Raw genomic sequence first — 23,633 nt, 5'->3', positions numbered from 1 at the left:
CGCTATCGCGAGCAAGCTCGCTCCCACAAGGGGTTAGCGTTGTACACAAATAAGTTTCCGCTGCAGATCCACTGTGGGGGCGAGCTTGCTCGCGAAGGCGGTTTGGCGGCGTGCCGCTATCGCGAGCAAGCTCGCTCCCACAAGGGGTTGGCGTTGTACACAAATAAGTTTCCGCTGCAGATCCACTGTGGGAGCGAGCTTGCTCGCGATAGCGATTGAACGGTCACCACTGCGCGCGATGAGCCCCGAGCTCGGCGGCTGGCAAGGCCCACTGCAACGGCGTTGCGGAAATTTTCAGCGGTACCTGCAATCGATGCGCCGGGCCCCAGGGTGTCTGCTCCACCAGGAGTCCCTGGTCGCTCTCGTCTTCAGGTCGCAACCCGGCCTCGCTTGCGGCCCCACGCTCGATCAACAGCTTCGCCGTGCGCGCCAGTGACAAGCGGGCCGAGCCGCCGTGGCCGCTTTCCAGGCGCCGGGTCAACAGCACCAGGACACTGGCCGCCAGCAGATAGCCGGTGCCATGATCCAGCGCTTGCACCGGCAGCGGCGTCGGCTTGTCGCTGTGTTTCCAAGCCATGCCGGCTTCGGCAATGCCGCTGCTCATTTGCACCAGGCTGTCGAAGCCGCGACGGTTCTGCCACGGGCCGCTCCAGCCGTAGGCATTGAGGCTGACGTCGATCAGGCCCGGGGCCAGTTGCCGGCGCTGCTCGGCGCCATAGCCCAGGTGTTCCAGGGCATCGGCACGGTAGCCGTGCAGGAGAATGTCGGTGTCCTTGAGCAGTGCCTCGAACGCTGCTCGATCATCGGCCCGATGCAAGTCGAGGCGGGCGCAGCGTTTGCCCAGGGTCACTTCCGGGACCACACCGGGCTCGTTCCAGGTTGGCGGATCGATGCGCAGCACGTCGGCCCCCAGGCCCGCGAGGAAACGGCTGGCGATGGGGCCGGCCAGCACGCGGGTCAGGTCCAGGACCTTGAGGCCCGCCAGCGGCTGAGTCACGGCGCCGAGCCAGGGTTTGCGCTGCTCCGCAGTCGTTTCACTCAGGTGCACCAGCGGCTCGGCATTGACCGCCAGCCCCTGAGGGTGGGTTTGCCAGGCCTGCCACGAACGCATCTCGGCGGCGCAACCGCCGGCGTCGACCACGGCCTGTTCCAGCTCGGCCTTGTTCCAGCGGGCCACCCTGGCCGCCATGTCGGCGCGGTCGGTGCAGGTGCCGAGGACCTTTTCTGCGGCCAGGCGATGATGCGGTGCGTTGGTGTGCAGGCGAATCCAGCCGTCGGCGCTGGCGTAGTCGCCGGCCACCGCGTCCCACATTGGCGGCACGCTCCAGCCGATGGGGCGCAGGGACGTGGAGAACCAGAACGACGCCAGGCGCCGGTCGACTTCGACGGGTGGCCGGCGGCCGGTTTGCTGGTGGATGAGCGCGGCGGTCGCCTGGCCGGCCGCGGCGATGCTGGCGCTGGCCAACTCCGTGACGGCGAAGGCCGAGGGCAGGGCGCCTTCACCGCTGAAGGTGATTGGGGTCGTGGGCAAGCCGAGTGCGGCTTGCATGGACGTGAGCAGATCGGCCATCGAAAGCCCTCCAGTACGAGAGGGCGATCATAGTTCAAAAATCCGTTGGGGGCCGCTTGGCGGCCCAGCGGGAGCAAGCTCCCTCGCCACAATTGCCTTGCACCTGTTCCGGTCGCGACCAGATCCACAGGTTGCCCAGGCCCATGCCAGCGAGCGCCAGGTAAACCGGCCAGCCGTGGTCGAGCATCACCAGCATCAATCCTGCGCAGAGCAGCATGCTGGCGGTGGCGCCGACCTTGGCCCGGCGGGGGATGACCTTGCCGTTGCGCCAGTTGTGCAACATCGGCCCGAATAGCCGATGGTTCTCCAGCCAGGCGCTCAGGCGCGGTGAGCTGCGGGTCGCGGCCCAGGCGGCCAGCAGGATGAACTCGGTGGTCGGCAGGCCGGGCACGACGATGGCGACCAGGCCGATGGCCAGGCTGGTGTAGGCGAGCAGGGCGAAGAGCCATTGGGTGAGTTTGGAGGGCGTGTGGCTCATGTATTTCTATCCGACATGCACTTTCCCCTGTGGGAGCGAGCTTGCTCGCGATAGCGGTGTGTCAGGCGCATGAAGGGCGACTGGTCTGGCGTCATCGCGAGCAAGCTCGCTCCCACACGGGTTCCTGGGGGGCGGCAAGTTATGTATCCACCATAAATCCCAGTGGGAGGCGGTGACCGTCAGGCCAACTCGGCCGCATAGGCCTGTTCCAGCAGCACGGTGAAGCGGTTGAAGGCAGCCAGTGCGCCTTTATCCACCTCGGCTTCCTGCAGTTCGGTAAAGGCCAGGCCGTCGAGGGTGCGGGTGAAGGTTTTCCAGCCTTCGGCGCGTCCGCCGGCAGGTTCCGCCAAATGGCGGGCGCCGAAGGTTTCGCTCAGCCCCAGGCCCACGGCACGCTTGATCAGGAACGCGGCGCCGAGCTTGGAGCCTTCTGAGACGAACAGCCAGCCCAGGGCTTCGGCCTGGGTCGGGTTGTTCACCGCACCGGCCACCTGCGCGGGGACTTCGGTGTCCAGGTCGGCGAGATCCGCCTTGGCTGCGTCGGCCCGGCATCGGGCCGGCAGGTCGGGGATCAGGGCGGACAGCTCGGCGTCGTTGTACAGCGCCACCAGTTCCGACTGGAACAGGTACTGGGCGACGACGAAACGGGCGAAGCTGGCCGGGGTTTCGAACGGGGCGTGGGCCTTGACCAGCGCGTCGAGTTTGCTGTGGGGTTCGTGGGTGATCTGGTTCAGGCGTTGGGAGCGGGAAGCGGGGCGTTGTGATGTCATGAAAAATTCCTTCGAATGAGAACGTGTGGCGAGGGGGTGTGGGAGCAAAGCTTGCTCGCGAAACAGACGCCACGATCTCTGGAAAGACCGCATCGCCTTCATCGCGGGCAAGCCTTGCTCCCACATGTCTCTCCTCGCCAAAGGTGTCTGTTTTGCCTGGGCAACCGAGTCAGATATCCCAGATCAGGTTCACCGCGAAGTTACGCCCAGGCGCCGTCAGGCGATCGAGGTTGGCGGGGTTCAGCACCGCCGCTTCGCCAACACTGTCGTAGCCGCGCACGTCATCCCACAGCCAGTACTTCTTGTCGGTGAGGTTGTAGAGACCGCCGCTGACGGTCACGTCGCGGGTCACCTTGTAGAAACCCGTCAGATCGAGGATGCCGAAGCCTGGCGTCTTGAACTGGCTGCTCACGCCATCGGGCGAGTTGAAGTTGCTGTCGTCGACGCGGTCTTTTTTCTTGACCAGGGTCCAACTGAGCAAGGTGCCGAACTGCTCCTGGTCGTAGCCCAGGCCGAACACGCCGGTCAGCGGGTTGACGCTGTTGAGCGGTTCGCCCGTGTCGTTGTTTCGCCCGTAGAGGTAGGCCACTGAGCCTTGGGTATAGAGGCCTTTCGGCGCCCCCAGCACGTCCAGGTCCAGGCGTCCCTTGACTTCGGCGCCCTTGATGGTGGCGTGCTTGATGTTGTTGCTCTGGAAGGTCAACTGGTTGGCGCCGGGGGTGATGGCGTCCTCGTTGATGAAATCGCGGTACTTGTTGTAGAACACCGCCACGTCGAACGAACCGGAATCGAAACGGCCCTTGAGCCCCGTCTCATAGCTTTTGCTTTTTTCCGGTTCCAGATCTGGGTTGGGCTCGACGCTGTAGCCGGCGTCGGGGTTTTCGAAGCGGCCATACAAGGCCTTGGCGGTCGGTGTGCGGAAGCCTTCGGCGTACTGGCCGTACCAGGTGTACTCGTCGCTCAGGGCATAGGTCAGGCCGAACTTGGGTGAGACGCGATGCCAGGTCTTGTTCCTGCCGCTGACGTTACCGCCGCCGGTAGGGTCCACAGCGTTGAGGAATTCCTGAGTCAGGTGCGGCTTGAGCTGGGTGTAGTCGTAGCGCAGGCCCGGCGTGAAGGTCCAGCGCTCCCAGCTGATCTGGTCCTGGGCGAACAGGCTGTAGGTGTTGATGGTCGGGTCCGGGAAATCACTGACCTTTGCCAGCACGTCCCGGGTGCTGATGGCGCCCACCGCGGAGCAACCGGCGCCGACCGCCAGGCACACGCCATTGCCGCTGCGCGAGCCGGTGACTTTCTGTTGCTTGATGGTGGTGCCGTAGGTCAGCGCGTGATCGGTGTCGGCGACGCTGAAGGCCTTGTCCAGTTGCGCATCGAAGACCCACTGCTTTTCTTCGTAGAGGGTATCCCGGGTACGCAGGACCTGGCGGGTGATCGGGAAGTAAAACTCGGCGGTGCTCTGGTCGGTCTTGGCGACCTGATGGTTGAGGCTCCATTTGACGTGGTCGGCCAGCAGGCTGTCGAGGGCGAAGCGGTGCTCCAGGCCGAAACGCTCGCGGGTGATGGTGTCGTTGCCGGTGCGCCACTGGTACATGCCGCCGGGCAATACAAAGTCGGGGATCGCCGGCTGGCCGTTGGCGTAGGGGCCGCCGTAGGCGCTTTTCAGGTCGCTGTCGCGGTCGTCCTTGTATTTCTCGTAGACCAGGCCAAGGCGTGCATCATCGCTGTAGTTCCAGCCGAGCTTGGCCAGCACGTTGTTGGCGCGCACGTCTTGCGGGTTGGCGGCGGTGCGGTCCAGGCCGGTGCTGTTGTGGCTGCCGTAGGATTGGGTTTCGTGACCGTCGCGCTGGCTGTAGTGGAGCAGGCCGTCGAAGGGGCCGCTGCGACCGGCGACGGTGGCGGACTTGAGCCAGCTCTCGTCGGCGGAGCTGTAGCCGGTCTTCAGCCGCGCGCCAACGTCCTCGCCCGGCTTGATGATGTCGTCCGGATCGAGGGTGAAGTAGCTCACGGCACCGCCGATGGCATTGCTGCCGTACAGCACCGAGGCCGGGCCGCGGAGGATTTCCACGCGCTTGATGATTTCCGGGTCGACGTAATTGCGCTGGGTCTTGGCGTAGGGGCCGTTGAAGAAATCGCCGGGTACTTCCACGCCGTCGACCTGGGTCAGGATCCGGTTGCCGTCGATGCCGCGAATGTTATAGCCGCTGATGCCGCCGCGTTGGCCCGCACCGCCCACCGACACGCCCGGTTCATAGCGCACCAGGCCTTTGAGGGTATTGACGTTGTTGCGGTCCAGTTCCTGGCGGTCGTGGACGGTGACCGTGCTCGGGACGCTGGTGATGTCTTGCTCCTGGCGGGTGGCGCTGATGGTCACCTGCTGCAGCTCCATCGCGCTGCCGCTGCTGCGCCTTTCCAGGACGATGCTGTTGTCGCCCAGCTTGCGGTAGTCCAGGTGGGTCCCCACCAGCAGGCGTTCCAGGGCTTTTTCCGGCGGCAGCGAGCCGTTCACTCCTGGCGACGCGACGCCTTCGGCCAGTTCCGCTGGCATGCCGACTTGCCAGCCGGTGACCGCGGTGAATGCATTCAAGGCCGAGACCAAGGGCTGCCGGGCGATGGCAAAGGTGTAGTCGCCCATGTTGCGGGCAGCGGGTTGTACGGTATTGGCGGCCAGGGCGAGCGGCGCGGTGCCGGCCATCAGGATGGCGGCGGTGAGCAGTGACAGCGTGCAAGAGGGGGCAAGAAACCGGCAAGTAAGGCGAGAGGACATCGATAGCGCTCCGTGTCGCATCTGTTATAGGTGCAGATCGCATCGCTGGATGCGAATCAATTGCATTGGCTATAACGAGACGAACCAGCGGAGCCTATCGAGTAAAAATAATTCTCATTTAGTTCAAGATCACCAGCGCCGGGAATTCCTGGAGCCGCGCCGAGGTGATATGGGCCAGGGAGCGAACCACGTCCAACGGCTGATCGAGGCGGTAATTGCCGGTCACCGCGACATTGGCCAACTGTTCGTTACTGTTGATGATCCAGCCGGGGTAGTAGCGGCGCAGCTCGGCCAGTACCTGGCTCAGCGGCCGATTCTCAAACACCAGCCGCCCCTGGACCCAGGCCAGGTCCGTGTTGGCATCGAGCCGGGCCGGGCGGTCGAAGCCGTTGGGGCCGATGCGGATACTTTCGCCGGCCGACAACCGTACATGGGTGTCGTTGCGGTTGGCCCGCAGGTCCACATCGCCGCGCTGCACCTGGACCTGGGCCACGCCGTCGAGGTAACGCACGGCGAACGTGGTGTCGCTGACGCTGGCGGTGACCGGGCCGGCGTCGATTTCCAGCGGCAGGGTGCGGTTGCCCGGCACTTCGAAGAAGGCCTCGCCCTTGTACAAGTGGGCCACGTGCCGTTGTTCGCTGAACGTGCTGGAGAAGGCCGAGTCGGTGTTGAGCAGGACCTTGGAACCGTCCTCCAATTGCAAGCGCTGGCGCTCACCGACCACCGTCAGGTGATCGGCCTGGAAATGCAGGGGCAGGTCGCTGAAGTTGAACAGGCCGAGGAACACTACCGCGGCGGTGGCCAGGGGTTTCCAGTGGGCGCGCAGGCGCGACAGCGCGGTGACCTTGGGTGCGGTTGCAAGTCGGCGGGCACCCTCCAGCACCTGCGGGCCGTTCCAGATCGCCTGGGCCCGAGCGAACGCCTCGCCGTGACGTGGATCGGCCGCCAGCCAGGCCTGGAACTGCCGCGTCTGTTCCTCGCTGGGGCTGTCCAGCAGGATCAGCCAGTCCAGCGCCTGCTCCATGGCATGGGCGGTTTCCGGCGTCGGCGCAGGAGAAGGGGAGTTGTCCGTCACGGTGGGTTCTCGTTCCTCGGTTCAGCGGCAAGTTACAAGCTTCAAGCTTCAAGTCGCAAGCACAAGCCCGCATACAACTTGCAGCTTGCAGCTCGAATCTTATCGCTGCAGCTGTCCCACACAGATCGCCATGATCAGTTTGAGTTCCTTTTGCACCGTGCTCAGGGACACGCCCAGCCGTTCGGCGATTGTCTGGTAACTGTGGCCATGCAGGCGGCTGAGGATGAAAATCTGCTGTTGTCGCGGGCTCAGGGCCTGCAGGCTGACGTCCAGGCGCTCGAGCAGTTGTTGGGCATGGGCGGCGTCCTCGGCACTGCTCTGGGGAGCGGCGACGTTATGGACGACTTCCAGCGGTACGTCATCCAGCAGGGTTCGAGACTGGATGCGTCGGGCACGCAGATGGTCCAGCGCCAGGTTACGGGCGGTCTGGAACACAAAGGGTTCAAGGTGCTCGACCGTGCGTTCGGCCAATGCGCGGGTGACGCGCAGGTAGGTTTCCTGAAGCAGGTCTTCGGCGGTACTGGGGTTGCTGACCATGCGCTCGAGGGTGCGCAGCAGCGGCGTGCGCTGGGCGAGGAAGACGTGATGAAAGCGCGATTGACTCACGGTAGGGCCCGATCCGGTTCGAGCTGATGATAATGCTTATCATCTACAGGGCGGGTCAAGCCTTCATTTCACCAGCGTTGAAACCCTGTGGGAGCGAGCTTGCTCGCGATGACGGAGTGCCAGTCGCCATTGATGTTGGCTGATACACCGCTATCGCGAGCAAGCTCGCTCCCACAGAAAAGCTCAAGACTGCCGTGTCGATTATTCCGCGTTACACAACGCCAGGCAGTTATCCAGCATGCGGTTGGAGAAGCCCCATTCGTTGTCATACCAGGCCAGTACCTTGAGCAGCTTGCCGCTGGCCTTGGTGTGGTTGGCGTCGAAGATCGACGACAGCGGGTTGTGGTTGAAATCGCTGGAGACCAGCGGCAGGGTGTTGTAGCCGAGGATCTTCGAATGCTGGCTGGCATGGCGCAGCAGCTCGTTGACTTCTTCGGCCGACGCTTCGCGCTTGAGCTGCACGGTGAGGTCGACCAGGGACACGTTGATCACCGGTACGCGCACCGCCATGCCGGTCAGCTTGCCGGCCAGTTCCGGCAGCACCAGGCCCACCGCTTCGGCGGCGCCGGTCTTGCTCGGGATCATGTTCTGGGTGGCCGAACGGGCGCGGTACGGGTCGCTGTGGTAGACGTCGGTCAGGTTCTGGTCGTTGGTGTAGGCGTGGATCGTGGTCATCAGGCCACTTTCGATACCCAGCTCGCGGTGCAGCACCTGGGCCACCGGGGCCAGGCAGTTGGTGGTGCACGACGCGTTGGAGATGATCTGGTGGGACTGGCGCAGGATATCGTGGTTCACGCCGTACACGACGGTGGCATCGGCGCCCTTGGCCGGGGCCGAGATGATCACCTTGCGGGCGCCGGCGCTGATGTGCGCGGCGGCCTTGGCACGGTCGGTAAACAGGCCGGTGCATTCGAACACGACGTCGATCTTCTCGGCCGCCCAAGGCAGTTCGGCCGGGTTGCGGATGGCGCTGACCGAGATGCGGTCGCCATTGACCGTCAGGCTTTCGTGGTCGTGCTGCACGTCCGCATCGAAAGTGCCATGCACGGTGTCGAACTTGAGCAGATGGGCATTGATGGCACTGTCACCCAGGTCGTTGATGGCGACGATCTGCAGGTCGCGACGATAGCCTTGGGTATACAGTGCACGGAGGACGTTGCGGCCGATGCGGCCAAAACCATTGATTGCGATTCGAAGAGTCATTAACTGCGCCGCCGTCGATTTGTTGTTGGAATTACAAGATTATTCGCATAAAAATAGAAAACAAGCCTTTTTAGTGGCAATATTTTGTTTTATCTACAACGAGTGACCTGAATCAACTGGTCCGAATGGTCAAAAACCGTCTGTCGCCTCGCCTTCCACACAGCGTGCGGCGGGCTTTTGACCAGCATAGACAATCAGGTCGCCACACCCGTTAGCCTGGAGTTCTACACATGCATCCCCGCGTTCTTGAGGTCACCGAACGGCTTATCGCCCGCAGCCGCGCCACGCGTGAGGCTTACCTTGCATTGATCCGTGGTGCTGCCAGCGACGGCCCGATGCGCGGCAAGCTGCAGTGCGCCAACTTCGCTCACGGCGTGGCCGGTTGCGGCACCGAAGACAAACACCACCTGCGGATGATGAACGCCGCCAACATCGCCATCGTGTCGTCCTATAACGACATGCTCTCGGCCCACCAGCCCTACGAAACCTTCCCGGAACAGATCAAGAAAGCCCTGCGCGAGATCGGCTCGGTCGGCCAGTTCGCCGGTGGCACGCCGGCGATGTGCGACGGCGTGACCCAGGGCGAGGCGGGGATGGAACTGAGTCTGCCGAGCCGCGAAGTGATCGCGCTCTCCACGGCGGTGGCGCTGTCCCACAACATGTTCGACGGCGCGCTCATGCTCGGCATCTGCGACAAGATCGTCCCGGGCCTGATGATGGGCGCGTTGCGCTTCGGTCACTTGCCGACGATCTTCGTGCCAGGTGGGCCGATGGTCTCGGGCATTTCCAACAAGGAAAAAGCCGACGTGCGCCAGCGCTACGCCGAAGGCAAGGCCACCCGCGAAGAGCTGCTGGAATCGGAGATGAAGTCCTACCACAGCCCCGGCACCTGCACCTTCTACGGCACCGCCAACACCAACCAGTTGCTGATGGAAGTGATGGGCCTGCACCTGCCTGGCGCCTCGTTCGTCAACCCGAACACGCCGTTGCGCGATGCCCTGACCCGTGAAGCGGCGTTCCAGGTCACGCGCATGACCAAGCAAAGCGGCAACTTCATGCCGATCGGTGAGATCGTCGATGAGCGCTCGCTGGTCAACTCCATCGTCGCGTTGCACGCCACCGGCGGCTCCACCAACCACACGCTGCACATGCCGGCCATCGCCATGGCGGCAGGCATCCAGCTGACCTGGCAGGACATGGCCGACCTCTCCGAGGTGGTGCCGACCCTGAGCCACGTCTACCCGAACGGCAAGGCCGACATCAACCACTTCCAGGCGGCGGGCGGCATGTCGTTCCTGATCCGTGAGTTGCTGGAAGCCGGTTTGCTTCACGAAAACGTCAACACCGTGCTCGGTCACGGCCTGAGCCGCTACACCCAGGAGCCGTTCCTCGAGGATGGCGAGCTGGTGTGGCGCGACGGCCCGATCGAAAGCCTCGACGAAAACATTTTGCGCCCGGTGGCTCGCGCCTTCTCGCCGGAAGGTGGGTTGCGAGTGATGGAAGGCAACCTGGGCCGTGGGGTGATGAAGGTCTCGGCCGTGGCCTTGGAAAACCAGATTGTCGAAGCCCCGGCCATGGTCTTCCAGGATCAACAGGACCTGGCGGACGCGTTCAAGGCCGGCCTGCTGGAAAAAGATTTTGTCGCAGTGATGCGCTTCCAGGGCCCGCGCTCCAACGGCATGCCGGAGCTGCACAAGATGACGCCATTCCTCGGTGTGTTGCAGGACCGTGGCTTCAAAGTGGCGCTGGTGACCGACGGGCGCATGTCCGGTGCGTCGGGGAAAATCCCGGCGGCCATTCATGTCAGCCCCGAAGCTTATGTCGGCGGCGCGTTGGCCCGGGTGCAGGAGGGCGATATCATCCGCGTCGATGGCGTCAAAGGCACCTTGGAGTTGAAGGTGGACGCCGAGGAATTCGCCGCGCGCACGCCGGCCAAGGGCCTGTTGGGTAACAACATCGGCACCGGCCGCGAGCTGTTCGGTTTCATGCGCATGGCCTTCAGCTCGGCGGAGCAGGGCGCCAGCGCCTTCACTTCTGCCCTGGAGACGCTTAATTGAAACTGGCTTTGGTCGGTGATATCGGTGGGACCAACGCACGCTTCGCGCTGTGGAAAAACCACACCCTGGAAAACATTCAGGTGCTGGCAACGGCGGACTACGCCTGCCCGGAAGATGCCATCCAGGTGTACCTGAGCGGCATGGGCCTGAAGCCGGGCGCCATCGGTTCTGTGTGCCTGTCGGTGGCCGGCCCGGTGAGCGGCGATGAGTTTCGTTTCACCAACAATCACTGGCGCCTCAGCAACGTGGCGTTCTGCAAGACCCTGGAGGTCGAGAAGCTGTTGCTGGTCAATGACTTCTCGGCCATGGCCCTGGGCATGACCCGCTTGCGTCCCGATGAATACCGGGTCGTCTGCGAAGGCACCCCGGAGCCGATGCGGCCGGCGGTGGTGATCGGGCCGGGCACCGGGCTGGGCGTCGGGACGCTGCTGGACCTGGGCGAGGGCCGCTTCGCCGCGCTGCCGGGGGAGGGCGGCCATGTCGACCTGCCCATGAGCAGCCCACGGGAAACCCAGCTGTGGCAGCACATTTACAATGAAATTGGCCACGTCAGCGCCGAGACCGCCCTCAGTGGCAGCGGTTTGCCGCGGGTGTACCGGGCCATTTGCGCCGTGGACGGCCATGTGCCGGTGCTCGATACCCCCGAATCCATCACCGCGGCCGGCCTGGCTGGCGACCCCATCGCCCTGGAAGTGCTCGAGCAGTTCTGCCGCTGGTTGGGGCGCGTGGCCGGCAACAATGTGTTGACGTTGGGTGGGCGCGGCGGCGTCTACATCGTCGGTGGCGTGGTCCCGCGCTTTGCCGATTTCTTCCTCGAAAGCGGTTTCGCCCGTTGCTTCGCCGACAAGGGTTGCATGAGCGATTACTTCAAGGGCATTCCGGTCTGGCTGGTGACCGCGCCATACTCCGGCCTGATGGGCGCGGGCGTGGCGTTGGAGCAATCCGCCGCCGCTTAAAATTCGATATATACCCACCCCTGTGGGAGCGAGCTTGCTCGCGATGACGGAGTGCCAGTCGCTATTGAGGTGACTGTTACACCACTATCGCGAGCAAGCTCGCTCCCACAGGGTTTTTGTAGTGTGTTTGTAGTCCTCATCCATCAGGCATAATCGCCCCAATCCAAACAACAAGGACGAGGCCCGTGAGTTCAGTAAACAAATCGATTTTGTTGGTCGACGACGACCAGGAGATTCGCGAACTGCTGGACACCTACCTCAGCCGTGCGGGGTTCCAGGTGCGCACCACGCCCGACGGCGCCGGGTTTCGCCAGGCGTTTAACGATGCGCCGAGCGACCTGGTGATCCTCGATGTGATGCTGCCCGATGAAGATGGCTTCAGCCTTTGCCGCTGGGTTCGCCAGCACCCCCGCCAGGCCCATGTGCCGATCATCATGCTCACCGCCAGTTCCGACGAGGCCGACCGGGTCATCGGCCTGGAGCTGGGCGCCGATGATTACCTGGGCAAGCCCTTCAGCCCCCGTGAATTGCAGGCGCGCATCAAGGCGCTGCTGCGCCGGGCGCAATTCGGCCAGGAACGTTCCGGCGGTGAAGTGCTGGCCTTCGATGAATGGCGGCTGGACATGGTCAGCCATCGGCTTTTTCACACCGACGGTGAAGAAGTGATTCTCTCCGGTGCCGACTTCGCCCTGCTCAAGTTGTTTCTCGACCATCCCCAGGAAATCCTCGACCGCGACACCATCGGCAATGCGACCCGTGGCCGTGAATTGATGCCCCTGGACCGGATCGTCGACATGGCGGTCAGTCGCCTGCGCCAACGCCTGCGTGACACCGACAAGCCGCCGCGGCTGATTCGCACGGTGCGGGGCAGCGGTTACCAACTGGCGGCCAGTGTGGTTGCCAGCAATGGGCATTGACTGGATCAGGAAAATCGCCCGGCGGGTACCGGTACCGCGCTCGTTGCTAGGCCGGATGCTGTTGCTGACCTTGCTGGTGGTGTTGTTCGCCCAGACCCTGTCCAGCGTGATCTGGGTCTCGCAATTGCGCGCCACCCAGCTCGAAGGCCTGATCACCAGTGCCCGCAGCCTTGCCCATTCGATGAACGCCAGCGTCAGTTATTTGCGGTCGCTGCCGGTGGCTTACCGGCCGCTGGTGCTCGATCAGTTGCGCAGCATGGGCGGCACGCGGTTTGTCGTCACCCTCAATGACAAACCCCTGGGCATGGACGTGTTGCCGGTCACGCCGCGCAAGCTGGCGGTGCTCAAGGCGGTGGACGAGGTGCTGCGCCAATCCCTGGGCAGTAGCGCCGACATCTCCGTGCAGTTTGTCAGCCCCGATGACCTGCGGATTTTCAACGCCGGACTCAAGCTCGACGAACTGCCCCGTTCGTGGGCCCACTACGCCTTGACCCTCGAACCGGTGAACCCGCCAGTGCTGGTCACGCAGATCCAGATGGCGCCGGGCGAGTGGCTGTACATCGCCTCGCTGCTCCCTGAGCCCTACACCAGCCTCGAAGAACAGAGCCTGCCCAAGCAACAGGTCGGTTTCATCCTGCTCACCAGCAGCCTGTTGTTGCTGTTCATCGGTTTGCTGGTGCACTGGCAGAGCCGGCCTCTCAAGCGTCTGGCCCGGGCCGCGCGGGACATGTCGCTGGGTGCCGAAGTGGAACCGGTGGCCGAGGGCGGTGGCAGCGAAGTGGTGGAAGTGGGGCGAGCCTTCAATGCCATGCGCGAGCGCATCAGCCGTTACCTGACGGAGCGCAGCCAGTTGTTCAGTGCGATCTCTCACGACTTGCGCACACCGATCACCCGGTTGCGGCTGCGGGTCGAGCTGTTGGAAGACGAAAACCTGCAAGCCAAGTTCGGCCGTGACCTGGATGAGCTGGAGCTGCTGGTCAAAGGCGCGTTGCAATGCGTCAAGGACACCGACATCCACGAAAACATTGAGCCGGTGGACCTCAACCATGTGCTCGATTGCCTGGTCGAGCCGTACCTGGCGCCTAACGGCAACGGTCGGGTGACCCAGGATGGCCGGGCGCTGGCGCCGTATCCCGGCAAGCCGCTGGCCCTCAAGCGCTGCATCGGCAACCTGATCGACAACGCCTTGAAATACGGACAGAACGCCCATCTGCACATCGATGACGATGAAGCCGCGTTCATCCTGCACGTCGACGATGAAGGCCCCGGTGTGCCGGAACAGCGCTTGGAGCAAGTCTTCGAACCACACTTCCGCTTGGCCGGGCAGCAGCAGGGCTACGGCCTGGGTCTGGGCATCGCCCGCAACATCGCCCACAGCCATGGGGGTGAAGTGAGCCTGCAGAACCTGCGCGAGGGTGGGTTGCGGGTGACGTTGCAGTTGCCGCGCAGTGTGGATTGATCAGACCGCGTTATCGTTCATCGCGAGCAAGCTCGCTCCCACAGGAGTTTTGTGAACGCCGCAGACCCAGTGTGGGAGCGAGCTTGCTCGCGATGGCGCCAGTAGCCTCACCTCATCTCCCAGGTAAATGTCACAAGTCGGTGACATAACTCGCCCCTTTCGTTACCTGCCGCCCGCCATCCCTTGTTTAGACTCCCTGCGTCAAAACAACAAAAAAGGTATTCCGATGGACACCTTCCAACCGGCCTTCAGCAGTTGGCTGAACGCGCCTGCCCACCAGCAATGGCTTGCCGATGAAGGCTTGCGGCTGCTGGCGTTCGCCAAGGCCTCGAAGCTGCCGGACGGCTTTGGCAATCTGGACGAACTTGGGCGCCTGCCGGCCGATGCCCGGGCCGAGACCATGAACACCGCGCGCATGACCCACAGCTTCGCCATGGCTCACATCCAGGGCCTGCCGGGTTTCGCTGAGCTGGTGGATCACGGCATCCAGGCCCTCAACGGCCGTTTGCGCGACGCCGAGCACGGTGGCTGGTTCGCCACGACGCGGCCTGATGAAGACGGCGCTGGCAAGGCGGCCTACCTGCATGCATTCGTTGCCCTGGCGGCCAGTTCCGCGGTGGTGGCCAAGCGTCCCGGCGCGCCAGCACTGCTGGACGAAGCGGTGCGGATCATCGATGAGCATTTCTGGTGTGAGGAGGAAGGCGCGTTGCGCGAATCCTTCAACCGCGACTGGAGCGAGGAGGAGGCCTATCGCGGCGCCAACAGCAACATGCACGCCACCGAAGCCTTCCTGGCCCTGGCCGATGCCACCGACGATCCTCGTTGGCTGGCCCGCGCCCTGCGCATTGTCGAGCGGGTGATCCACGGTCATGCCGCGGCTAACGACTACCTGGTGGTGGAGCATTTCGATCGCCACTGGCAGCCGTTGCGCGAATACAACCAAGACAATCCCGCCGATGGTTTCCGCCCCTACGGCACCACGCCCGGCCACGGTTTTGAATGGGCTCGGCTGCTGCTGCACCTTGAAGCCGCACGGGTCCAGATCGGCATGCTGACCCCGGGATGGCTGGCCCAGGACGCGCAAAAACTCTTCGACCAGAACTGCCGCCACGGCTGGGACGTCGATGGCGCGCCGGGCATTGTCTACACCCTGGACTGGGATAACCGCGCCGTGGTTCGCCATCGCCTGCATTGGGTTCACGCCGAAGCGGCGGCCGCTGCCAGCGCCTTGCTCAAGCGCACCGACGAGGCGAAGTACGAGGCCTGGTACCGGTGCTTCTGGGAGTTCTGCGACAAACATTTCATCGACCGCTGCAACGGCAGCTGGCATCACGAACTCGATCCGCAAAACCGTCCCAGCGCCGATATCTGGCCGGGCAAGCCGGATCTTTATCACGCCTGGCAGGCGGTCCTGATTCCGCGCCTGCCCCTGGCACCGAGCATGGCGTCAGCCCTGGCGCGGTTATCCAGCTCTGCGCCTGTGTAACCATGTCGTGACATTTGCACGTCCCTTCGTTACCTGCGAAGGGATTCCCTCTGATTAGAATCCATGCAGCGCAAGCACCAGACTTGCATGCATAACAACAAGAAAGGTAATTCTAGATGAATGCGATTTCTCGCCTCGCTACTGTCATTTCTCTTGCTTCCCTGCTTCCCGTCGCAGCCTTCCCTGTCACCACGCTTGCCGCCGAATCCAAAGGTTCCGTGGAAGTCGTCCATTGGTGGACGTCGGGTGGTGAAAAAGCCGCGATCGATGTGCTCAAGGCCCAGGTAGAGAAAGACGGTTTTACCTGGAAGGACGGCGCTGTCGCCGGTGGTGGCGGTTCCACTGCCATGACCGTGCTCAAGAGCCGTGCGGTGGCCGGCAACCCACCGGGTGTCGCCCAGATCAAGGGCCCGGACATCCAGGAATGGGCGTCCACCGGCCTGCTCGACACCGACATCCTCAAGGACGTTGCCAAGGCCGAAAAGTGGGACAGCCTGCTCGACAAGAAAGTCTCCGATACCGTGAAGTACGAAGGTGACTACGTCGCCGTGCCGGTGAACATCCACCGCGTCAACTGGCTGTGGATCAACCCGGAAGTCTTCAAGAAGGCCGGCATCACCAAGAACCCGACCACCCTCGAAGAATTCTACGCAGCCGGCGACAAGCTCAAGGCCGCGGGCTTTATTCCGCTCGCCCACGGCGGCCAGCCTTGGCAGGACAGCACCGTGTTCGAAGCCGTGGTGCTTTCGGTGATGGGCGCTGATGGCTACAAGAAGGCCCTGGTCGACCTGGACAACAAGGCCCTGACCGGTCCGGAAATGGTCAAGGCGCTGACCGAGCTGAAGAAAGTCGCGACCTACATGGACGCCGACGGCAAGGGCCAGGACTGGAACCTGGAAGCGGCCAAGGTCATCAACGGCAAGGCCGGCATGCAGATCATGGGTGACTGGGCCAAGAGCGAGTGGACCGCAGCGAAGAAAGTCGCCGGCAAGGACTACGAGTGCGTGGCCTTCCCGGGCACCGACAAGGCCTTCACCTACAACATCGACTCCCTGGCGGTGTTCAAGCAGAAGGACAAGGGCACTGCGGCTGGCCAGCAGGATATCGCCAAGGTCGTGCTGGGTGAGAACTTCCAGAAAGTCTTCAGCATCAACAAGGGCTCGATCCCGGTGCGCAACGACATGCTGGGCGACATGGCCAAGTACGGTTTCGATTCCTGCGCCCAGACCGCTGCCAAGGACTTCCTGACGGACGCCAAGACCGGCGGCCTGCAACCGAGCATGGCGCACAACATGGCGACCACGCTGGCGGTACAGGGTGCGTTTTTCGATGTGGTGACCAATTACATCAACGACCCGAAAGCCGACCCGGCTGACGCAGCCAAGAAACTGGGTGCGGCGGTGCAGTCAGCGAAGTAATTAGCGCCGCGGTCCCTTTGTGGGAGCGAGCCTGTGGGAGCAAAGCTTGCTCGCGATGAACGATAACGCGGTCATTCGAAAGACCGAGGTGCCTTCATCGCGAGCAAGCTCAGCTCCCACGCAAGCTCGCTCCCACACAGGGAATGTTTTGTAGTCTTTTTCTCTTGTACTGGATCTTCCCATGAGTTCTGTTGCTGTGTTCAGCAAGGCCTCGCCGTTCGATGCATTGCAGCGCTGGCTCCCGAAACTGGTGCTGGCGCCGAGCATGTTCATCGTACTGGTGGGCTTCTATGGCTATATCTTGTGGACGTTCGTCCTGTCGTTCACCACCTCGACGTTCCTGCCGAACTACAAGTGGGCAGGCCTGGCGCAGTATGCGCGGCTGATGGACAACGACCGCTGGTGGGTGGCGAGCAAGAACCTGGCGCTGTTCGGCGGCCTGTTCATTGGTATCACCCTGGTGATCGGCGTACTGCTGGCGGTGTTTCTCGACCAGCGCATTCGCCGCGAAGGTTTTATCCGCACCATTTACCTGTACCCGATGGCGCTGTCGATGATCGTCACCGGTACGGCCTGGAAATGGTTGCTCAACCCGGGCATGGGCCTGGACAAATTGTTGCGTGACTGGGGTTGGGAGGGCTTCCGCCTGGACTGGCTGATCGACCCGGACCGCGTGGTGTACTGCCTGGTGATCGCGGCGGTGTGGCAGGCTTCGGGGTTCATCATGGCGATGTTCCTGGCCGGCCTGCGGGGTGTCGATCAATCGATCATCCGTGCCGCGCAGATCGATGGCGCGAGCATGCCGCGCATCTACTGGAAAGTGGTACTGCCGAGCCTGCGTCCGGTGTTCTTCAGCGCCGTGATGATCCTGGCGCACATCGCGATCAAGAGCTTCGACCTGGTGGCGGCGATGACGGCCGGTGGCCCGGGTTATTCCTCCGACCTGCCGGCGATGTTCATGTATTCCTTCACCTTCAGTCGCGGCCAGATGGGCATGGGCTCGGCCAGTGCAATCCTGATGCTCGGTGCGATTCTCGCGATCATCGTGCCTTACCTGTACTCCGAGCTGAGGACCAAGCGTCATGACTAGTCTCGCTGCCAAACCTTCCATCAGCCTGAGTCGCATCGCGATCTACGCGGTGCTGATCCTCGCCGTAGTGCTTTACCTGGTGCCGTTGGTGGTCATGCTGTTGACCAGCTTCAAGACACCGGAAGACATCAGCACCGGCAACCTGCTGAGCTGGCCGACCGTGGTCAGCGGCATCGGTTGGGTCAAGGCCTGGGCCACGGTGGACGGCTACTTCTGGAACTCGATCAAGATCACCGTCCCGGCGGTGCTGATCTCCACCGCCATCGGTGCCTTGAACGGCTACGTGTTGTCGATGTGGCGCTTTCGCGGTTCGCAGTTGTTCTTCGGCCTGTTGCTGTTCGGCTGCTTCCTGCCGTTCCAGACCGTCCTGCTGCCGGCCTCGTTCACCCTCGGCAAGATGGGCCTGGCCAGTACCACCACGGGCCTGGTGTTCGTGCACGTGGTCTATGGCCTGGCGTTCACCACGCTGTTCTTCCGCAACTACTACGTGAGCATTCCCGATGCACTGGTGAAGGCGGCGCGACTGGACGGTGCGGGTTTCTTCACCATTTTCCGGCGGATCATCCTGCCGATGTCCACCCCGATCATCATGGTTTGCCTGATCTGGCAGTTCACGCAGATCTGGAACGACTTCCTGTTCGGCGTGGTGTTCTCCAGCGGTGATTCGCAACCCATCACCGTGGCGCTGAACAACTTGGTCAACACCAGTACCGGGGCCAAGGAATACAACGTGGACATGGCGGCGGCGATGATCGCCGGGCTGCCGACCCTGCTGGTCTATGTGGTCGCAGGCAAGTATTTCGTGCGCGGCCTGACGGCCGGCGCAGTCAAGGGGTAATCATGGCAACGCTTGAACTTCGCAACGTAAACAAGACCTATGGTGCCGGCCTGCCGGACACCCTGAAGAACATTGAGTTGTCGATCAAGGATGGTGAGTTCCTGATCCTCGTCGGACCTTCGGGCTGCGGCAAGTCGACGCTGATGAACTGCATCGCGGGCCTTGAGACCATCACTGGCGGCGCGATCATGATCGGTGACCAGGATGTCAGCGGCATGAGCCCGAAGGATCGCGACATCGCCATGGTGTTCCAGTCCTACGCGCTGTACCCGACCATGAGCGTGCGCGAGAACATCGAGTTCGGCCTGAAAATCCGCAAGATGAAACAGTCGGACATCGATGAAGAGGTCAATCGCGTGGCCAAGCTGCTGCAGATCGAGCACCTGCTCAATCGCAAGCCCGGCCAGCTTTCCGGCGGCCAGCAACAGCGCGTGGCCATGGGCCGGGCCTTGGCACGGCGGCCAAAGATTTACCTGTTCGACGAACCGCTGTCCAACCTCGACGCCAAGCTGCGGGTCGAGATGCGTACCGAAATGAAATTGATGCACCAGCGCCTGAAGACCACCACGGTCTACGTGACCCACGACCAGATCGAAGCCATGACCCTGGGCGACAAAGTGGCGGTGATGAAGGACGGGATCATCCAGCAGTTCGGCACGCCGAAAGACATCTACACCAACCCGGCCAACCTGTTCGTGGCGAGCTTCATCGGTTCGCCGCCGATGAACTTCATTCCGCTGCGCCTGCAACGCAAGGACGGTCGCCTGCTGGCGCTGCTCGACAGCGGCCAGGCCCGTTGCGAGCTGCCGCTGGGCATGCAGGACGCCGGCCTGGAAGACCGCGAAGTGATCCTCGGCCTGCGCCCGGAACAGATCGCGTTGGCCGGCAGCGAGCCTAATGGCCTGCCGACCATTCGTGCTGAAGTCCAGGTCACCGAGCCTACCGGGCCGGACACCCTGGTATTCGTCAACCTCAACGACACCAAGGTCTGCTGCCGCCTGGCACCGGACGTGGCACCGCAGCCCGGGGAAACCCTGACGCTGCAATTCGATCCGTCGAAAGTGCTGCTGTTCGACGCCCAGTCCGGCGAACGCCTGGGCGTGGCCGGCCAGCCGCAAGCTGACGCCCGGGGTGCCAACGTGGCGCAGTTCAAGGGCCGATGAGGGATCAATGTGGCAGCGGGCTTGTGGGAGCAAAGCTTGCTCGCGATGAACGATAACGCAGTCATTCGAAAGATCGAGGCGCTTTCATCGCGAGCAAGCACAGCTCCCACACAAACCCGCTCCCACAAGGGAGTATGCGGTGGATGGGGACATTCGCCGCAATCGTTGTAAACCGCGTTAGATAAAAACAGTTAATAACAATAAATAAAGACGAGGATGTAGGGATGAAAAAGAAAAACAACGCCCAGCTTATCTGCCAGTTGTCAGCCGTTGCGGCGATGATGCTGGCCGGTAGCGCACACGCTGCCGACGCGTTCAGCGCCGATTCGCAGTGGATGACGGGCGACTGGGGCGGTGAGCGGACCAAGCTGATCGAGCAAGGTATCGATATCAAGGCTGACTTTGTCGGCGAGATGGGTGCCAACCTCCACGGCGGCTACAACGATGACAAGACCGCGCGCTGGTCTCAGCAGTTTGGCCTTGGGGTCGCGCTCGATCTGGAGAAACTGGCGGGCTGGGGCGATACCGAAGCCAAGATCCAGTTCACCCGCCGCGACGGTCGCAACATCTCCAACGACCGTATCGGTGATCCACGTGCCGGTACCCTCAGTTCTTCCCAGGAAGTCTGGGGTCGTGGGCAAACCACGCGTCTGACCCAGTTGTGGATCAAGCAGAAATACTTCGACAGCAAACTGGATGTCAAAGCCGGTTATTTCGGTGAGGGCGAAGACTTCAACACCTTCCCGTGCGAGTTCCAGAACCTGGCGTTCTGCGGTTCACAAGCGGGTAACTGGGCGACCGGTATCTGGTACAACTGGCCGATCATGCAGGCGGCGATTCGTGTCAAATACAACATCACGCCTGAGCTCTATGCGCAAATCGGTGCCTACAACCAGAACCCTTCGCAACTGGAAAACAAGAACCGCTACAAGCTCAGCGGCAGCGGCACCAAGGGTACCCTCATTCCGGTCGAGTTGGTCTGGTCACCCAAGATCAATAACCTGCCGGGCGAGTACCGTGTCGGTTACTACAAGAGCACGGCCAAGGCCGATGACGTCCGTGAGGACGACGATGGCAACGACGCCGCGACCACCCGCAACGCCTATCGCAGCCACAGCAGCAAGGACGGCTACTGGTTTGTCGCGCAACAACAGCTCACCACTCACAACGGTGATGCTTCTCGCGGTCTGAATATCGCGGCCAACGCCACCTTCCACGACAAGGAAACCAACATCGTCGACAACTACCAGTCGCTGATGTTCGTGTACAAGGGGCCGTTCGATGCGCGTCCTAAAGATGATGTCGGGATCGGTTTCTCCCGGATCCATGTCAACGAAGATGTGAAGAAAAACGCCGAGCTGGTCAACGTTGCCAATGGTGTCAGCGACTACGATGATCCGCTGTTCACGCCGTTGCGCAGCACCGAATACAACTACGAGATCAACTACGGTTTCCACGTGACCAACTGGCTGACTGTACGTCCCAACCTGCAATACATCACCCATCCAGGTGGCGTGGATGAAGTCGACAACGCGTTGGTGGCCGGCCTGAAAATTCAGTCGGTGTTCTAACGCTGTTGCGATAAGCTCCTCTCTATGTGCGCATATTTGCGGACGGCCAAGGCTGTCCGCTTTTTTTTGCGGAGTGCTCGGCTGGCGCAAAACCTGTGGCGAGGGGCCTGTGGGAGCAAGGCTTGCCCGCGATGAAGGCAACGCGGTCTCCCAGGGAAGCGAGGCGCTTTCATCGCGAGCAAGCTTTGCTCCCACAGCTCAATCGCCTGCCACAACAAGCGTTGCAAACAGATGAGCAACTCAATGATTTCCAGGACCGCGGCCCATGCATGAGCATCCGCTACAACGCTTTTTCAGATCCTTGCGCGAACGCCCGGTGTTCGCGTGGGAGCGCTATCGGCAGCGCGATGTGTTGGTGATCGATCACCCGTTGTGCCAGGCGGTGTTCAGCCGCCAGGGCGCGCAGTTGCTGCACTTTCAGCCGCGCGGCCAGAAGCCCTGGTTGTGGTGCGCGGCCAAATGGCCACACGTCGGCGCGATACGCGGCGGGGTGCCGGTGTGCTGGCCGTGGTATGGCCGCCATCCCAGCGAAAACGCCTGGCCGTGCCACGGTTGGGCGCGGTTGATCGATTGGAAACTGCTCGACAGCCGCAGTGACGACGAAGGTGTGCATTTGCACTGGCAACTGCAATTGTGCGACTGGCAAGTAGACCTGCATGCCGACCTGGGTGAGCGCATGGAACTGCGCTTGAGCACCGAGCACCAGGACAGCCTGCCGTGCCAGTTGAGCCAGGCCTTGCACGCCTATTGGCGCATCGGTGACGTCGGTGAGGTAGCGCTGTCTGGGCTCGAAGGTGCGCAAGGTTACGACCAGCTCAACCGTGAGGTTTGCCAGCAGGAAGGTGAGTTGCGGGTCGAGGGTGGCTGTCAGCGGGTGTTCCAGCACGAGGGTGAATTGCAGCTCAAGGATCACGCCTGGCAGCGCGAGCTGTGCATCGACACCGGTGACAGTGCTGACACCGTGGTGTGGCATCCCGGCGCCCGGCCATTGCTGGGGGTGAGTTGGGATGAGGTCAGTGAGTTTGTCTGTGTCGAAGCGGCCAGTGGCGGCACCGACAGTCTGTGCCTGGCGCCGGGGGAGCGGGCGCATTTGAGTTTGCAGGCGTGGGTGGGGGCTTAGTTCGGGATTGGAGTGTTGCTGCTGGCCCCATCGCGAGCAAGCTCGCTCCCACGGGGGGCTTGTGAGCGCCAAAGATCCCGTGTGGGAGCGAGCTTGCTCGCGATGACGGACTATCAGGCACTGAAGATTCTGGATCGAGTCAGTTGAACTCATCCCCCACCGGATACCGGCTGGCATTCAGGCTTTCCTTGATCTTGCGCAAATGCGGCTGGAAGTCCACGCCCCGCCGCAGGGTCATGCCGGTGGCGAGCACGTCCAGAACGGTGAGTTGGATGATCCGCGAGGTCATCGGCATATAGATGTCGGTGTCTTCGGGCAGGGGAATGTTCAGGCTCAGGGTACTGGCCTTGGCCAGCGGCGAGCCTTCGGCGGTCAGGCCCAGTACCGACGCGCCGTTTTCCCGGGCGATGCGCGCCACTTCCACCAGCTCGCGGGTGCGGCCGGTGTAGGAAATGATCACGAACAGCTCGCCGGTGTGGGCCACTGACGCGATCATGCGCTGCATCAGCACATCGGCGTGAGCGGTCACCGCGAGGTTGAAGCGGAAAAATTTGTGCTGGGCATCCAGGGCCACCGGGGCGGAAGCACCGAGGCCGAAGAAGTGGATCTGCCGGGCCTGGATCAGCAGGTCCACGGCGCGACTGATCAAATTGGGATCAAGGGCCTGGCAGGCGCTGTCCAATGACGCAATGGCACTGCCAAAGATCTTGCGGGTATAGGCTTCCGGGTTGTCATCGGCTTCCACTGCGCGGCTGACATAAGCGGCGCCGCTGGCCAGGCTCTGGGCCAATTGCAGCTTGAGTTCCGGGTAACCGCTGACGCCGAACGAGCGGCAGAAACGGTTGACGGTCGGTTCGCTGACCGAAGCCGCCTGGGCGAGGGCGGCGATGCTGAAGCGGGTCGCCTGCTGCGGGTTGAGCAGGATGATCTCGGCCACCTTGCGTTCGGCCTTGTTCAGGTCTTCAAGGCGACTCTGGATCTGTTCCAGTAAGTTTCGCACGCGGTCCATACAAGATTCCTAGGAAGACGGGTCTTTGATACGACCCTTTGCGGTGGCCTATCCTACTGATGGCTCCGACGGACCACCACTCG

19 protein-coding genes are annotated in these 23,633 nt (G+C 62.6%); 11 read left to right on the top strand and 8 right to left on the bottom strand.

The annotated features are described in order from the left end of the window. Positions 1 to 223: 223 nt before the first annotated feature. The 7 genes from AC3A5O_RS11650 to gap all read right to left on the bottom strand — a co-directional run bounded on the left by AC3A5O_RS11650 (position 224) and on the right by gap (position 8,466). Positions 224 to 1,570 (bottom strand): CoA transferase, encoded by a 1,347-nt coding sequence (locus AC3A5O_RS11650; protein WP_487753200.1) that lies wholly within the window; start codon positions 1,568 to 1,570, stop codon positions 224 to 226. 34 nt (positions 1,571 to 1,604) lie between these two features. Next, the gene (locus AC3A5O_RS11645) at positions 1,605 to 2,048 is read right to left on the bottom strand and encodes a YbaN family protein (protein WP_305491813.1); all 444 of its coding nucleotides are present in this window, start codon (positions 2,046 to 2,048) and stop codon (positions 1,605 to 1,607) included. A gap of 179 nt (positions 2,049 to 2,227) precedes the next feature. Beyond that, positions 2,228 to 2,818 carry a biliverdin-producing heme oxygenase gene (locus AC3A5O_RS11640; protein WP_487753199.1) on the bottom strand — a complete coding sequence of 197 codons (591 nt, stop codon included), beginning with the start codon at positions 2,816 to 2,818 and terminating at the stop codon, positions 2,228 to 2,230. Positions 2,819 to 2,987: 169 nt separating this feature from the next. After that, positions 2,988 to 5,582, bottom strand: a complete 2,595-nt coding sequence (locus AC3A5O_RS11635; RefSeq protein WP_487753198.1) for a TonB-dependent receptor — start codon at positions 5,580 to 5,582, stop codon at positions 2,988 to 2,990. A 118-nt stretch (positions 5,583 to 5,700) separates the two neighbouring features. Then, on the bottom strand, positions 5,701 to 6,606 hold the full coding sequence (locus AC3A5O_RS11630; protein WP_122566852.1) for a FecR family protein: 906 nt from the start codon (positions 6,604 to 6,606) through the stop codon (positions 5,701 to 5,703). Positions 6,607 to 6,756: 150 nt separating this feature from the next. After that, on the bottom strand, positions 6,757 to 7,263 hold the full coding sequence (locus AC3A5O_RS11625) for an RNA polymerase sigma factor (RefSeq protein WP_122566851.1): 507 nt from the start codon (positions 7,261 to 7,263) through the stop codon (positions 6,757 to 6,759). 201 nt (positions 7,264 to 7,464) lie between these two features. Further along, on the bottom strand, positions 7,465 to 8,466 hold the full coding sequence (gene gap / locus AC3A5O_RS11620) for a type I glyceraldehyde-3-phosphate dehydrogenase (protein WP_003184623.1): 1,002 nt from the start codon (positions 8,464 to 8,466) through the stop codon (positions 7,465 to 7,467). 230 nt (positions 8,467 to 8,696) lie between these two features. Here gap and edd point away from each other — a divergent pair, with 230 nt between their 5' ends. The 11 genes from edd to AC3A5O_RS11565 all read left to right on the top strand — a co-directional run bounded on the left by edd (position 8,697) and on the right by AC3A5O_RS11565 (position 22,541). Further along, positions 8,697 to 10,523 (top strand): phosphogluconate dehydratase, encoded by a 1,827-nt coding sequence (gene edd / locus AC3A5O_RS11615; protein ID WP_122566850.1) that lies wholly within the window; start codon positions 8,697 to 8,699, stop codon positions 10,521 to 10,523. Beyond that, positions 10,520 to 11,479, top strand: a complete 960-nt coding sequence (locus tag AC3A5O_RS11610) for a glucokinase (RefSeq protein WP_305470026.1) — start codon at positions 10,520 to 10,522, stop codon at positions 11,477 to 11,479. The genes edd and AC3A5O_RS11610 overlap by 4 nt, the downstream gene beginning before the upstream one ends. Positions 11,480 to 11,664: 185 nt before the next feature. Further along, positions 11,665 to 12,396, top strand: coding sequence for a response regulator (locus AC3A5O_RS11605; RefSeq protein WP_060738873.1), 732 nt, complete (start codon positions 11,665 to 11,667; stop codon positions 12,394 to 12,396). Further along, entirely contained in the window at positions 12,386 to 13,855 is a 1,470-nt protein-coding gene (locus AC3A5O_RS11600; protein WP_305482881.1) for an ATP-binding protein, read from the top strand. Before AC3A5O_RS11605 ends, AC3A5O_RS11600 begins: the two co-directional genes overlap by 11 nt. Before the next feature lie 226 nt (positions 13,856 to 14,081). Continuing rightward, complete coding sequence (locus AC3A5O_RS11595) at positions 14,082 to 15,341, top strand: D-mannose isomerase (RefSeq protein ID WP_487753197.1); 1,260 nt, start codon at positions 14,082 to 14,084, stop codon at positions 15,339 to 15,341. 116 nt (positions 15,342 to 15,457) lie between these two features. Beyond that, positions 15,458 to 16,759: an ABC transporter substrate-binding protein gene (locus AC3A5O_RS11590; protein ID WP_122566844.1), complete on the top strand. Its 1,302-nt coding sequence runs from the start codon at positions 15,458 to 15,460 to the stop codon at positions 16,757 to 16,759. A 181-nt stretch (positions 16,760 to 16,940) separates the two neighbouring features. Continuing rightward, entirely contained in the window at positions 16,941 to 17,849 is a 909-nt protein-coding gene (locus tag AC3A5O_RS11585; RefSeq protein ID WP_003198535.1) for a carbohydrate ABC transporter permease, read from the top strand. Then, positions 17,842 to 18,687, top strand: a complete 846-nt coding sequence (locus AC3A5O_RS11580) for a carbohydrate ABC transporter permease (RefSeq protein ID WP_053182577.1) — start codon at positions 17,842 to 17,844, stop codon at positions 18,685 to 18,687. Before AC3A5O_RS11585 ends, AC3A5O_RS11580 begins: the two co-directional genes overlap by 8 nt. A gap of 2 nt (positions 18,688 to 18,689) precedes the next feature. Continuing rightward, positions 18,690 to 19,850, top strand: a complete 1,161-nt coding sequence (locus AC3A5O_RS11575; protein ID WP_122566843.1) for an ABC transporter ATP-binding protein — start codon at positions 18,690 to 18,692, stop codon at positions 19,848 to 19,850. Positions 19,851 to 20,074: 224 nt separating this feature from the next. Beyond that, positions 20,075 to 21,421: a carbohydrate porin gene (locus AC3A5O_RS11570; RefSeq protein ID WP_122566842.1), complete on the top strand. Its 1,347-nt coding sequence runs from the start codon at positions 20,075 to 20,077 to the stop codon at positions 21,419 to 21,421. Positions 21,422 to 21,686: 265 nt separating this feature from the next. Next, positions 21,687 to 22,541 carry a D-hexose-6-phosphate mutarotase gene (locus tag AC3A5O_RS11565; RefSeq protein ID WP_122566841.1) on the top strand — a complete coding sequence of 285 codons (855 nt, stop codon included), beginning with the start codon at positions 21,687 to 21,689 and terminating at the stop codon, positions 22,539 to 22,541. Between the two features lie 139 nt (positions 22,542 to 22,680). Here AC3A5O_RS11565 and AC3A5O_RS11560 read toward each other — a convergent pair whose 3' ends face one another. Continuing rightward, positions 22,681 to 23,541, bottom strand: coding sequence for a MurR/RpiR family transcriptional regulator (locus tag AC3A5O_RS11560; RefSeq protein WP_170842276.1), 861 nt, complete (start codon positions 23,539 to 23,541; stop codon positions 22,681 to 22,683). Between the last annotated feature and the right edge of the window lie 92 nt (positions 23,542 to 23,633).

Source organism: Pseudomonas sp. Soil_N_39 (assembly GCF_057655955.1).
Note: the sequence above shows the minus strand (reverse complement) of the source record. Positions and strands in the feature narration are given on the sequence as shown.